This is a genomic window from Edwardsiella piscicida (assembly GCF_021733145.1).
In the GTDB taxonomy this organism is placed as follows: domain Bacteria; phylum Pseudomonadota; class Gammaproteobacteria; order Enterobacterales; family Enterobacteriaceae; genus Edwardsiella; species Edwardsiella piscicida.
The window spans coordinates 2,992,856-3,006,087 of record NZ_CP090968.1 but is presented as its reverse complement, the minus strand read 5'-3'; the positions used below and the strand labels follow the sequence as shown (position 1 = coordinate 3,006,087).

At 58.7% G+C, this 13,232-nt stretch carries 12 protein-coding genes and 4 tRNA genes; 14 read left to right on the top strand and 2 right to left on the bottom strand.

Annotated elements, in window-relative coordinates; translation table 11 throughout:
* Positions 1–11 precede the first annotated feature (11 nt).
* The 10 genes from alaS to luxS all read left to right on the top strand — a co-directional run bounded on the left by alaS (position 12) and on the right by luxS (position 7,640).
* Complete coding sequence (gene alaS / locus L1P05_RS13745; RefSeq protein ID WP_236888273.1) at positions 12–2,639, top strand: alanine--tRNA ligase; 2,628 nt, start codon at positions 12–14, stop codon at positions 2,637–2,639.
* Positions 2,640–2,892: 253 nt separating this feature from the next.
* Complete coding sequence (gene csrA, locus L1P05_RS13740) at positions 2,893–3,078, top strand: carbon storage regulator CsrA (protein ID WP_002209449.1); 186 nt, start codon at positions 2,893–2,895, stop codon at positions 3,076–3,078.
* A 463-nt stretch (positions 3,079–3,541) separates the two neighbouring features.
* A tRNA-Ser gene (locus L1P05_RS13735) sits at positions 3,542–3,634 on the top strand.
* Positions 3,635–3,637: 3 nt separating this feature from the next.
* Positions 3,638–3,714: transfer RNA gene (locus L1P05_RS13730), tRNA-Arg, on the top strand.
* Between the two features lie 79 nt (positions 3,715–3,793).
* Positions 3,794–3,870 (top strand) — tRNA-Arg (locus tag L1P05_RS13725).
* Between the two features lie 72 nt (positions 3,871–3,942).
* Positions 3,943–4,019: transfer RNA gene (locus tag L1P05_RS13720), tRNA-Arg, on the top strand.
* 329 nt (positions 4,020–4,348) lie between these two features.
* A complete protein-coding gene (gene yqaB / locus L1P05_RS13715; protein WP_012849681.1) occupies positions 4,349–4,915 on the top strand; it encodes a fructose-1-phosphate/6-phosphogluconate phosphatase in 567 nt (188 codons plus the stop codon).
* Complete coding sequence (locus tag L1P05_RS13710) at positions 4,915–5,343, top strand: YqaA family protein (RefSeq protein ID WP_015462234.1); 429 nt, start codon at positions 4,915–4,917, stop codon at positions 5,341–5,343. The genes yqaB and L1P05_RS13710 overlap by 1 nt, the downstream gene beginning before the upstream one ends.
* 61 nt (positions 5,344–5,404) lie before the next feature.
* Positions 5,405–6,964, top strand: a complete 1,560-nt coding sequence (gene gshA, locus L1P05_RS13705) for a glutamate--cysteine ligase (RefSeq protein ID WP_012849679.1) — start codon at positions 5,405–5,407, stop codon at positions 6,962–6,964.
* A gap of 160 nt (positions 6,965–7,124) precedes the next feature.
* Entirely contained in the window at positions 7,125–7,640 is a 516-nt protein-coding gene (gene luxS / locus L1P05_RS13700) for an S-ribosylhomocysteine lyase (protein ID WP_012849678.1), read from the top strand.
* A 79-nt stretch (positions 7,641–7,719) separates the two neighbouring features.
* Here luxS and L1P05_RS13695 read toward each other — a convergent pair whose 3' ends face one another.
* Entirely contained in the window at positions 7,720–9,006 is a 1,287-nt protein-coding gene (locus L1P05_RS13695) for an HlyC/CorC family transporter (protein ID WP_012849677.1), read from the bottom strand.
* Positions 9,007–9,082: 76 nt separating this feature from the next.
* Positions 9,083–9,871 (bottom strand): cytochrome C assembly family protein, encoded by a 789-nt coding sequence (locus L1P05_RS13690; protein WP_012849676.1) that lies wholly within the window; start codon positions 9,869–9,871, stop codon positions 9,083–9,085.
* A 194-nt stretch (positions 9,872–10,065) separates the two neighbouring features.
* Between L1P05_RS13690 and ffh the strand changes: the two genes are divergently transcribed.
* The 4 genes from ffh (at position 10,066) to trmD (ending at position 13,191) form a co-directional block, all read left to right on the top strand.
* Positions 10,066–11,427, top strand: a complete 1,362-nt coding sequence (gene ffh / locus L1P05_RS13685) for a signal recognition particle protein (RefSeq protein WP_012849675.1) — start codon at positions 10,066–10,068, stop codon at positions 11,425–11,427.
* A gap of 148 nt (positions 11,428–11,575) precedes the next feature.
* Positions 11,576–11,824 carry a 30S ribosomal protein S16 gene (gene rpsP, locus L1P05_RS13680; RefSeq protein WP_015462230.1) on the top strand — a complete coding sequence of 83 codons (249 nt, stop codon included), beginning with the start codon at positions 11,576–11,578 and terminating at the stop codon, positions 11,822–11,824.
* Positions 11,825–11,842: 18 nt separating this feature from the next.
* On the top strand, positions 11,843–12,388 hold the full coding sequence (gene rimM, locus L1P05_RS13675) for a ribosome maturation factor RimM (protein WP_012849673.1): 546 nt from the start codon (positions 11,843–11,845) through the stop codon (positions 12,386–12,388).
* 38 nt (positions 12,389–12,426) lie between these two features.
* Positions 12,427–13,191 carry a tRNA (guanosine(37)-N1)-methyltransferase TrmD gene (gene trmD, locus L1P05_RS13670; protein ID WP_012849672.1) on the top strand — a complete coding sequence of 255 codons (765 nt, stop codon included), beginning with the start codon at positions 12,427–12,429 and terminating at the stop codon, positions 13,189–13,191.
* Positions 13,192–13,232 lie beyond the last annotated feature (41 nt).

Here is a 13,232-nt window from a genome sequence, read left to right as displayed (position 1 = left end):
CCGGGACATTTATGAGCAAGAGTACCGCTGAGATCCGTCAAGCGTTTCTCGATTTTTATCACAGTAAGGGCCACCAGGTGGTGGACAGCAGCTCCCTGGTGCCGAACAACGATCCGACACTGTTGTTTACCAACGCCGGGATGAACCAGTTTAAAGATGTTTTCCTTGGCATCGATAAGCGCAGCTATAGCCGTGCCACCACGGCACAGCGCTGCGTACGCGCCGGTGGTAAACATAATGACCTGGAGAACGTCGGTTATACCGCTCGCCACCACACCTTCTTTGAAATGCTGGGCAACTTTAGCTTTGGCGACTACTTCAAGCATGACGCCATCAATTTTGCCTGGGAACTGCTGACCGGCGCGCAGTGGTTTAACCTACCGAAAGAGAAGCTGTGGGTGACGGTGTACGAAAGCGACGACGAGGCTTACGACATCTGGGCTAACGAGGTCGGCGTACCGCGCGAGCGCATTATTCGCATCGGCGACAATAAAGGTGCGGCCTACGCCTCCGATAACTTCTGGCAGATGGGCGATACCGGCCCGTGCGGCCCGTGCACCGAGATCTTCTATGACCACGGTGCCCACATTGCCGGGGGGCCTCCGGGCAGCCCGGACGAAGACGGCGATCGCTATATCGAGATCTGGAACATCGTCTTCATGCAGTTCAACCGCCAGAGCGACGGCACGCTGCTGCCGCTGCCGAAGCCTTCCGTGGATACCGGGATGGGGCTGGAACGCATTGCGGCGGTGCTGCAGCACGTTAACTCCAACTATGATATCGATCTGTTCCGCACCCTGATCGCAGAGACCGCGCGGGTGATCGGCGTCAGCGATCTGAGCAGCAAATCGCTGCGGGTGATCGCCGACCATATCCGCTCCTGCGCATTCTTGGTTTCCGACGGCGTGCTGCCCTCCAACGAGGGCCGCGGCTACGTGCTGCGCCGTATCATCCGTCGCGCCGTGCGCCACGGACATATGCTGGGCGCCAAAGAGGCATTCTTCTATAAGCTGGTGAAGCCGCTGATCGCCGTGATGGGGTCAGCTGCCGATGCGCTGGCACAGCAGCAGGCGATGGTGGAGCAGGTGCTGAAAACGGAAGAAGAGCAGTTTGCGCGCACGCTGGAGCGTGGGCTGACGCTGCTGGACGACGAGCTGTCTACGCTGGACGGGGATACCCTGGACGGTGAGACCGCATTCCGCCTGTACGATACCTATGGCTTCCCGCTGGATCTGACCGCCGACGTGTGCCGCGAGCGCGGTCTGAAGGTGGATGAAGAGGGCTTCGAGCGGGCGATGGAGGCTCAGCGCCGTCGTGCGCGCGAGTCCAGCGGCTTCGGCGCCGACTACAACAGTATGATCCGCGTTGACGGCAGCACGGACTTTACCGGTTATCACCTGCAGCAGCAGGATGCCCTGGTGACGGCCCTGTTTCACAACGGGCAGGCGGTTGATGCCCTGCAGGCCGGAGAGGAAGGGGTTGTCGTGCTGGCGCAGACGCCGTTCTACGCCGAGTCTGGTGGCCAGGTGGGTGACCGCGGCGAGCTGACGGCGCAGGGCTGCCGTTTTGTGGTTGAGGATACCCAGAAGTACGGCCAGGCTATTGGTCATCTCGGTAAGGTGGCCCAGGGCAGTCTGCGGGTCGGAGAGCGGGTGCAGGCCAGCATCGACGGCGCGCGCCGCGAGCGTATCCGCCAGAGCCACTCGGCGACGCACCTGATGCATGCCGCCCTGCGCAGCGTGCTGGGTGAGCATGTCGCGCAGAAAGGCTCGCTGGTGAGCGATGGCGCCCTGCGCTTTGACTTCTCGCACGCAGAGGCGATGAAGCCGCAGCAGATCCGTCAGGTTGAGGATATCGTTAACGCCCAGATCCGCCGCAACCTGCCTATCGATACGCAGGAGATGGGGCTGGAAGAGGCCAAGGCCAAAGGGGCCATGGCGCTGTTCGGCAAGAAGTACGATGCCCAGGTTCGCGTGCTGAGCATGGGTGACTTCTCCACCGAGCTGTGCGGCGGTACGCACGCAGAGCGCACCGGCGATATCGGTCTGTTCCGCATTGTCAGCGAGAGCGGCACCGCGGCCGGCGTGCGTCGCATTGAGGCGGTGACCGGTGAACAGGCCCTGCTGGCGATGCACCAGGAGAGCGATATGCTGCGTGAGGCGGCATCCCTGGTTAAGGGGGATGCCCAAAGCGTTGCAGAGAAGATCCGCGCCGTGATGGAAAAGAGCCGCCAGCTGGAGAAAGCGCTGCAGCAGCTCAAGGATCAGCAGGCTGCACAGGAGAGCGCCTCGCTGAGCGGGAAAGCCGTTGAGGTTAACGGGGTGAAGCTGCTGGTGAGTCAGCTGGACGGCGTGGAGCCGAAAATGCTGCGTACCATGGTGGATGACCTGAAAAACCAGATGGGCTCCTGCATCGTGGTGCTGGCGACGGCAGAGGCGGGTAAAGTCAGCCTGATCGCCGGCGTGACCAAGGATCTGACCGCCAAGGTGAAGGCCGGTGAGCTGATCGGTATGGTCGCGCAGCAGGTCGGTGGTAAAGGCGGCGGACGTCCCGATATGGCGCAGGCCGGGGGAACCGATGCCGCAGCTCTGCCGCAGGCGCTGGCCAGCGTGACGGATTGGGTTGCCGCTAAGCTGTAATCCACGCTAGCACGGTGAAAACGCCGTATCCATTTGTTGGATACGGCGTTTTTTTGTTTTTTTGCCCGCTTGGTGTTATAAATTTTGCAATGGTGTGTGTAGTTTGAGCTAAACTTGTACTGAGAATGTAGTAGGCGGGAATCTGCTTACACATTATAGAGTTGTTGCTGTTTACGTTTTTACTACAGATGATGGATAATGGCGGGGAAAAACTGAGAGACCCGACTCTAATTAATCTTTCAAGGAGCAAAGAATGCTTATTCTGACTCGTCGAGTGGGTGAGACCCTCATGATTGGCGATGAAGTAACGGTCACCGTGTTGGGGGTGAAGGGAAACCAGGTACGTATCGGTGTGAATGCTCCGAAAGAGGTTTCTGTGCACCGTGAAGAGATCTATCAGCGTATTCAGGCGGAAAAGTCCCAACCGACGACGTATTGATTTCGGTATAGCGTCTCGCATCGCAGCGGGGCGCTTACGCGGTGCTTGCTACGGCCTCTTGTCTCCCTCGTTTCCTCCTTCTCCCTTTGTTTTCTCCTTTTACACTTCTCTGTTAGGTTTCTCTACCGGCGTTATCTCTGCCTGCGTCGTGGATTGGTGCTCTGAGAACGCCCCTGCGGGGAGGCGGCGGGTGTTTTTTATTCAAACGGTTCAGCAATGCGCTATCAGTCGACATGGCGCGCGCTCGCCATGTCGCATAAAACAGGGGTTTTTGCGGTTCATAAAAACAGCAGGTTGGCGCTATTCACAGCGGTTTGCCTGTGAATTGTGCAAACGAATCAGATTGCGTGAAAACTCAGGAAAAATTGTTTGACTTATCAGCCCGTGAAAGTAATATGTGCGCCACGCAGTGCCGATGAGACAACGAAACGTTGAGTGGGCACAACTCGCAAGAGTCGCGTGTGGTGAGGTGGCCGAGAGGCTGAAGGCGCTCCCCTGCTAAGGGAGTATGCGGTCAAAAGCTGCATCGGGGGTTCGAATCCCCCCCTCACCGCCATTTGCATCCGTAGCTCAGCTGGATAGAGTACTCGGCTACGAACCGAGCGGTCGGAGGTTCGAATCCTCCCGGATGCACCATCTTTCAGGTTTATGGCCTCGCGGCGGTAAATCGGATGCGGGAATCAGAACGGCCCGTATCATCAAGTAAGTTCTCTGTGCATCCGTAGCTCAGCTGGATAGAGTACTCGGCTACGAACCGAGCGGTCGGAGGTTCGAATCCTCCCGGATGCACCATCTTTTCGATTCATGGTGATTAGCGGTGAATCAGACAGTAGGGTGACCCTTCTGTCAATGTTGTTATTCTGTGCATCCGTAGCTCAGCTGGATAGAGTACTCGGCTACGAACCGAGCGGTCGGAGGTTCGAATCCTCCCGGATGCACCATCTTTCGCAGGGCGTGATGCTAACATCATGCTTCGCCTACGGCAAAGATTGCATAGGATTGCACACGAGGCAGGTCAACGTTGCGTAGCAACGGCGCCTACGGTGAGACGCACAGCGTCAAATTATCCGCCTAGATGCTTTCTCGCTTTATAAAAAGCCCGCTTTTGCGGGCTTTTTTGCATTCTGCCGCCCGCGTCCTCCCTCCGTTTCACTTTTCCTACCCAGGCCTTCCGCACGTATCACGACGATGCACTGACGGCCCGCGACAGCCCGCCTGTTTTTACGCTAAAGTATCTCTCTTTTCCCCGTTTCAGAGGATGAGCATGACGATGTATGACCGTTATGACGGGCTGATTTTCGATATGGATGGTACCCTGCTCGACAGCGAGCCGACGCATCGGCGGGCGTGGGATGCGGTGTTGGGTCGTTACGGTATGGATTATGACCTAACGACGGTGATCGCACTCAATGGCTCTCCCACATGGCGTATTGCTCAGGCTATCATTGAACACAATCAGTCCGATCTCGATCCTCATGCGTTGGCCGCGGAAAAAACGAGGACGGTAGAGAGTATGCTGTTGGACTGCGTACGTCCGCTGCCGCTGGCGGAGGTTGCCTTGGCCTATAAGGGGCGTCGTCCCATGGCCGTCGGCACCGGCAGCGAGCATCGCCTGGCCGACGCCCTGCTGCGTCATCTGGGGCTGCGTGACTGTTTTCAGGCGATCGTGGCCGCCGATGATGTGCAGTGCCATAAGCCGGATCCGCAAACCTTTTTACGCTGTGCCGCGCTGCTCGGCGTTGCACCGCCCCGCTGCGTGGTGTTTGAAGATGCGGATTTTGGTATTCAGGCCGCCCAGCGAGCGGGCATGGACTGGATCGACGTGCGCGACCTGTAATGAGTGAATTTTGGGCTATCACTGGCATGTTTGTCAGCAGTTTTACCAGCGCGACGCTGTTGCCGGGTAATTCGGAGGTGGTGCTGAGCGGGCTGCTGATTGCGGCGCAGGCGCCGCTGCTCTGGCTGCTGACGGCGGCGATCGTGGGCAACGTACTGGGGGGACTGACCAATGTGATCATTGGTCGTGCGCTGCCCCAGGTGACGCCGCAGCGTGGGCTGGCGATGGCGCTGGGCTGGATGCAGCGCTACGGCGCCGCGGCGCTGTTGCTTAGCTGGCTGCCGCTGATCGGCGATCTGCTGTGCCTCTTGGCCGGGTGGCTGAGGATGCCGTGGGGAAAGGTCGCACTGTATCTGACCCTGGGCAAGGCCGCACGCTATGCGGTGCTGGCATGGCTGACGCTGTACGGCATGTCGTGGTGGCATTAGGCGTCCATTGCGGTAAGACGCGGTGGGTGCGATTAACTCTTCTTATTAGCGGGAGGTCAATTTGATCCCGGACGTATCTCAGGCCCTTAGCTGGCTAGAATCTCATCCGCATGCCCTGGACGGCATCCGGCGCGGTATCGAGCGCGAAACGCTGCGCGTCACTCCCGATGGTCATTTGGCCGCAACGCCGCACCCGGCGGTGTTGGGTAAGGCGTTGACCCACCCCTGGATCACCACTGACTTCGCCGAAAGCCTGCTGGAGTTCATCACGCCCGTCGATGGTAGCATCGACCATATGCTGGACTTCCTCAGTGATATTCACCGCTATGTGGCGCGCCATCTCGGCGATGAGCGCATGTGGCCCCTGAGCATGCCCTGTTTTATCGGGAGCGAGCAGGATATCACCCTGGCCCAGTACGGCAGCAGTAACCTAGGGCGCTTTAAAACGCTCTACCGCGAGGGGTTGAAGAACCGTTATGGGGCGCTGATGCAGACCATCTCCGGCGTGCACTATAACTTCTCCCTGCCGCTGTCGTTTTGGCAGGCGCGCGCCGGCGTGCAGGATGCGGATAGCGGTAAGGCCGCCATTTCCGACGGCTATTTCCGCCTGATTCGGAACTACTATCGCTTTGGCTGGGTGATCCCCTATCTGTTTGGCGCGTCACCGGCCATCTGTGGTTCCTTCCTGAACGGGCGGGAGAGCGCGCTGCCGTTTGAGCGCCGCGGCGGAACGCTGTTCCTGCCCTATGCCACCTCGCTGCGCCTGAGCGATCTGGGATACACCAATAAGTCGCAGAGCAATCTCGGGATCACGTTTAACCACCTTGACCAGTATGTCGAAGGGCTGAAGCGCGCCATCCATACCCCCTCCGCGGAGTTTGCTCGCCTGGGCGTGGAGGAAGACGGCCGCTATCGCCAGCTGAATGCCAATATTCTGCAGATCGAAAATGAGCTCTATGCGCCGATCCGGCCCAAGCGCGTGACGCGCGACGGTGAGTCGCCGTCCGATGCGCTGCTGCGCGGCGGCGTAGAGTACATTGAGGTTCGCTCTCTGGACATTAACCCGTTCACTCCCATCGGCGTCGATGCCGATCAGGCCCGCTTCCTCGATCTGTTTCTGATCTGGTGCGTGCTGGCCGATGCGCCGGAGATGAGCAGCGACGAGCTGCTGTGTACGCGCCAAAACTGGAACCGGGTGATCCTTGAGGGGCGCAAGCCGGGGCAGACCATCGGCATTGGCTGTCATGATGCCCGTCAGCCGCTGGCGTACGTGGGACAGTCACTTTTTGCCGACCTGCATCGGGTCGCCGAGGTGCTGGATGGCATTAACGGTGATGCGCGCTACCAGCAGGTCTGCGCTCGTCTGGTGGCAGCCTTTGAGGATGTTTCTCTGACCTACTCGGCACGGGTCATGGCCCAGATGGGGGAGCGGGGGATCGGCAGCTATGGCCTGGCGCTGGCGCAGCGTTACCGCGATCGGCTGTGCAGCGAGCCGCTGACGCTGTTGGATGAGGCGACGCTGACGGCGCAGGCGCAGGGCTCGGTTACCCGCCAAGCGGCGCTGGAGTCCCAGGACAGCGAGTCCTTTGCAGACTATCTTCGGCAGCACGCCGGACGCTAGAAAAGAAAAAGGCCACAATACCTGTGGCCAAAATAAACATCTCTGAGGACAGGGATGATGATGATAACAAATGCGCGTCTTTCATATACTGAGAGTCGCAGTATGGGAAAAGGTTTCCTAACAAAGGAAAAAAATATTTTTTTATTGAGGAGGTGACGAAATGCCGTTACTGGATAGCTTCACTGTCGACCATACTCGCATGGCCGCACCTGCCGTTCGCGTAGCAAAAAATATGACCACCCCGCACGGCGATCAGATCACCGTATTCGATCTGCGCTTCTGCCGCCCCAACCATGCCATCCTGCCGGAGCGCGGTATTCATACCCTTGAGCACCTATTCGCCGGCTTTATGCGTGACCATCTGAACGGCGACGGCGTTGAGATTATTGATATTTCACCGATGGGCTGCCGCACGGGCTTCTATATGAGCCTGATCGGAACGCCGGACGAAGCGCGAGTTGCCGCGGCGTGGAAGGCGGCGATGGAGGACGTGCTGCGGGTCAGCGATCAGCGGAGCATCCCAGAGCTGAATGAGTTTCAGTGTGGTACCTACAGCATGCACTCGTTGGCCGAGGCGCACCAGATTGCCCGCCAGATCCTGGCGGCCGGGATCGGTATCAACCATAACGATGCGCTGGCGCTCTCTGCCGACCAACTGGCCCGTCTGCACCCCTAGGCTTCACCGATAGAAAAGCCCCCACAGAGGCAATCTGCGGGGGCTTTTTTACGCCGGTGAGGCGGGGGAGACGCGTAGATTAGGCGCCGTCGCCCGGCAGGTGCGAACGCAGCAGAGAGACTCTCACCCGCTTGATCATGTTGTCCTGCACATCGAGAATTTCGATGAAGTAGTTACCGATGGTGACCTGGGTACCCGGCAGCGGGATCTCCTCCAGAGTTTCCAGCAGCGCTCCGTTGATGGTGCGCGCGCCTTCCGCAGGTAGGGTCCAGTTAAAGGCCTTGTTCAGCTCGCGGATATTGGCGCTGCCGTCGATCAGTACGCTGCCGTCGCTCTGCGGTAGCACCTCTTCGGCCAGCGAGGGGGACATGGAGGTGGTAAAGTCGCCGACGATCTCCTCAAGGATATCTTCGACGGAGATAAGCCCCTTGATATCGCCGTATTCATCTACCACGATGCCGACCTTTTCCTTATTGCGCTGGAACTTCAGCAGCTGCACGTTGAGGTGGGTCCCCTCCGGGATGTAGTAGATCTCGTCGGCGGCGCGCAGCAGGTTTTCTTTGTTGAACTCCTGCTTTTCAATCATCTGGCGGTAGGCTTCGCGCACGCGCAGCATACCGATGGCGTCGTCCAGGGTATCGCGGAACAGCACGATGCGCCCGTGGGGAGAGTGGGTCAGCTGGCGCAGGATCGATTTCCAATCGTCGTTGACGTCGATGCCGACGATCTCGGTGCGCGGCACCATGATGTCCTCGACCGACACCTTATCCAGATCCAGTACCGAGATCAGCATGTCCTGGTTGCGCCGCGAAATCTGAGCGCGCGACTCGTTCACGATAGTGCGCAGCTCCTCTTTGCTTACCGCATCGCTGGGGCCCGCGTGCGGCTGAACGCCGCACAGCCGCAGCAGCAGGCGGGTGATGCCGTTCAGCAGCCAGACCAGCGGCATCATGACCTTCTGCAGCGGGCCCAGCAGCAGGCTGCTGGGGAATGCCACCTTTTCTGGGTACAGCGCCGCAAAGGTTTTTGGCATGACCTCGGCAAAAATCAGAATGACAAAGGTCAGGATACCGGTGGCGATGGCCACGCCGCTGTCGCCATACAGACGCATACCGACGATGGTCGCCAGCGCTGAGGCCAGTATATTGACCAGGTTATTGCCAATCAGCACCAGGCTTATCAGGCGATCCGGGTGACGCAGCAGGCGCTCGACGCGCCGGGCGGGCCGCAGTCCCTGCTTGGCCAGGTGGCGCAGGCGATAGCGGTTGAGGGTCATCATCCCGGTTTCCGAGGCGGAGAAGTAAGCGGAGACGATCACCATCAGCACTAGAATGGCGATCAGCGTACCGGTCGAGACGTGCTCCAAACGGGTATTCCTTATGGTGGTTAACGATTAGCCCCGCACGGCGGCGGGGCGCGAAAATCGGTGCGAGGGCGTAGGATTACTGCGCCAGATCCAGAATGATCCGACTGCCGAAGTAGGCGAGCGTCAACAGCGCCGCGCCGGCCAGGTTACACCACACGACCGGACGTCCCCGCCATCCCCGGCGATAGTGCCCCCACAGCAATATGATATACACGCACCAGGCCAATAGCGACAGCAGCGCCTTGTGCATATTTTCGGGGCTGAACAGCTGCTCCATATACAGACTGCCGCTGATCAGCGTCAGGGTCAGCAGCACCACGCCCACCTGGGTAATGTGGAACATCTTGCGCTCAATGCTCATTAACGGCGGCATGTCGGCGCGCAGGCTCAGCTTTTTATTCTTAAGCAGGTGATCCATCCACGCCACTTGAAAGGCATACAGCGCGGCGATGATCAGCGTGGCGTAAGAGAACAGCGCCAGCCCGATATGGAACAGCAGAGAGGGGCTGGCCTCCAGATGGGTAATAAACTCCCCGGGAACAAAGCTGGCCAGACCAAGGTTGATCAGGGCAAAGCTGTAGACGATCGGCAGCAGAAACCAGCCGCGATCGCGTGAGGCGACCACGGTCATGACCAGGCAGATCAGCAGGCTGACCGATGATCCCATATTCAGCAGGCTGAGGTTCTGGCCTGCGCTGACGTCAAAGATGCGCTGGTAGAGGGCGATGGCATGGCACAGCAGCGCCGCGGCGGCGAAGATCAGCGCCAGACGCCGGTATGCGCGATTATTGCGCGCCAGACCGGGAACAATCAGTCCCAGGCTGAGCAGATAGGCAATCATAGCCGTGATGGCAAATACGGGCATAGCGAGTTCATTGATGGCTGAGTGAATGAGGCGTTCAGTATAGCCGCAGCGGCGCTACGCTCCAACCGCTGGCGCCGACCAATGCGCGCCGTGGGGGAGAGAATCGCGGGGCTTCGTGTTATACTCGCCGCCATCTTTAGCGATGTCGTCGCCTGACGGCCCGTTTTGCATTGGTACTACGTTGAGCATAAACCATGTTTGAAAATCTAAGCGATCGATTGTCGCGCACGCTGCGCAACATCAGTGGCCGCGGGCGACTGACCGAAGATAATATCAAGGATACCCTGCGCGAGGTGCGCATGGCGCTGCTGGAAGCCGACGTGGCGCTGCCGGTGGTGCGCGAGTTCATCAGTCGGGTGAAAGAGAGCGCGCTGGGTCAGGAGGTAAACAAGAGCCTGACGCCGGGACAGGAGTTCGTCAAAATCGTTCAGGATGAGCTGACCCGCGCAATGGGGGAGGCCAACACCGAGCTGAATCTGGCGGCGCAGCCGCCGGCCGTGGTGCTGATGGCCGGCCTGCAGGGCGCCGGTAAGACGACCAGCGTGGGTAAGCTTGGTAAGTTCCTGAAGGAAAAACAGAAGAAGAAGGTGCTGGTCGTCTCCGCCGACGTGTATCGCCCCGCGGCGATCAAACAGCTGGAGACGTTGGCACAGGGCGTCGGCGTCGATTTCTTCCCTTCCGACGTCCAGGAGCGCCCGCTGGATATCGTGCAGCGCGCGCTAACCCACGCCAAGCAGAAGTTTTATGATGTGCTGATCGTCGATACCGCAGGTCGCCTGCACGTCGACGAAGCGATGATGGATGAGATCAAGCAGATCCACGCGGCGATCAATCCGGTGGAAACGCTGTTTGTGGTCGATGCGATGACCGGCCAGGATGCGGCCAATACCGCCAGCGCCTTTAACCAGGCGCTGCCGCTGACCGGCGTGGTGCTGACCAAGGTGGACGGCGACGCCCGCGGCGGTGCGGCGCTGTCGATCCGCCACATCACGGGAAAACCGATCAAGTTCCTCGGCGTCGGGGAGAAGACCGAGGCGCTGGAGCCGTTTTATCCGGATCGCGTGGCCTCGCGTATCCTGGGCATGGGCGACGTGCTGTCGCTGATCGAAGAGCTGGAGAGCAAGGTTGACCGCGCGCAGGCCGAGAAGCTGGCGACCAAGCTGAAGAAGGGTGACGGCTTCGATCTCAACGACTTTATGGATCAGCTCAAACAGATGCGCAACATGGGAGGGATGACCTCCATGCTGGCCAAGCTGCCGGGTGTCGGTCAGTTGCCGGACAACGTGAAGGCGCAGATGGATGACAAGGTGCTGGTGCGGATGGAGGCGATCATCAGCTCGATGACGCTGAAAGAGCGCAGCAATCCAGAGATCATCAAAGGCTCGCGCAAGCGCCGTATCGCTCAGGGTTCCGGCATGCAGGTGCAGGACGTGAACCGTCTGCTGAAGCAGTTTGACGAAATGCAGCGCATGATGAAAAAGATGAAGAAAGGCGGAATGGCGAAAATGATGCGCGGCATGCGCGGCATGATGCCACCGGGGTTCCCGGGGCGTTAATCGCCGTCGTCGGTGCGAAAGCGTATAGCGGTAGTTGCTTTTCGCGCCAAAATGAGTAAAATTTTCGGGCTTTTATGTTCGTATGAACAAGGACACCGGGCTCCGTTCCTCGATGGGGTCTGGTGTTTTATTTACTAATGAGGATGTTATGGTAACCATTCGTTTAGCACGTGGCGGCGCGAAAAAGCGTCCGTTTTATCAAGTAGTAGTGACCGACAGCCGTAATGCCCGTGACGGTCGTTTCATCGAGCGCGTAGGTTTCTTCAACCCGATCGCGACCGGTAGCGCCGAAGGCCTGCGTCTGGATCTGGATCGCGTAAGCCACTGGGTTTCCCAGGGCGCAACCGTTTCTGATCGCGTAGCTGCGCTGATCAAAGAAGCTCAGAAAGCAGCTTAATCCGTTGCGGTGGTCACGATGAGCACAGAGAATACGCCGGCGGTGAGCAATGCAGTTGTTCTGGGGAAACTCGGTTCTGCGTATGGCATCCGCGGCTGGCTCAGAGTGTTTTCCTCCACCGAGGATGCTGAAAGCATTTTTGATTACCAGCCCTGGTTTATCCAGCAGGCGGGTAAGTGGGTTGCGATCGAGCTGGAAAGCTGGCGCAGCCACAATCAGGATTGGGTCGTCAAAATTAAAGGTATTGACGATCGTGATGCGGCCAATGCCATGGTTAATCGAGAGATTATCGTGGATGAGTCGCAGATGCCGTCGCTGGATGAGGGCGACTACTACTGGAAAGACCTGATGGGTTGCCAGGTAGTCACCGTGTCCGGCTATGCGCTGGGTAAAGTCACTGCGATGATGGAAACCGGCTCCAACGACGTATTGGTCGTGAAGGCGAACCTGAAAGATGCATTCGGTATGAAGGAGCGGTTGATTCCGTTCCTCGACGGACAGGTGATCAAGAAAGTCGATCTCACTGCTAAATCTATTGAAGTAGATTGGGATCCTGGTTTTTGACCTCCGATATTAACGGTAGAACTGAGTGGAACGCCACAATGTGGATTGGGGTAATTAGTCTGTTTCCCGAGATGTTCCGCGCAATCACCGATTACGGGGTAACTGGCCGGGCTGTAAAAAAAGGCCTGCTTAGCGTGCAGTGCTGGAATCCGCGCGATTTCACGCACGATCGGCATCGAACCGTGGACGATCGCCCCTATGGCGGCGGACCGGGAATGTTGATGATGGTTCAACCCCTGCGGGATGCCATCCATGCGGCAAAGGCAGCGGCAGGCGAAGGGGCGAAGGTGATTTATCTTTCGCCACAGGGGCGCAAACTGGACCAGCAGGGCGTTTGCGAACTCTCCGTCAGCCAGAAGTTAATTCTGGTCTGCGGGCGTTATGAGGGTATTGATGAGCGCGTGATCCAAACCGAAATCGATGAAGAGTGGTCGATCGGCGATTACGTTCTCAGCGGCGGCGAACTGCCGGCCATGACCCTGATTGATTCGATCTCCCGGTTTGTGCCGGGGGTGTTGGGCGATCAGGCCTCGGCTGAGGAGGATTCGTTTGTCGACGGTCTGCTGGACTGTCCACACTATACCCGCCCTGAGGTGTTACAGGATATGGAGGTACCGGCGGTGCTGCTGTCGGGAAACCATGCCGAGATACGTCGCTGGCGCTTAAAGCAGTCGCTGGGCCGAACCTGGCTTAGAAGACCTGAACTTCTAGAAAGCCTAGCTCTGACTGACGAGCAAGCAAAGCTGCTGGCGCAGTTCCGCAAGGAGCATGCCGCGCAGCAGGATCATGAAGGCTGCGACTAAAACGTCGGGCCGATATATCAGTTTACCTAGGGTAAGAGATT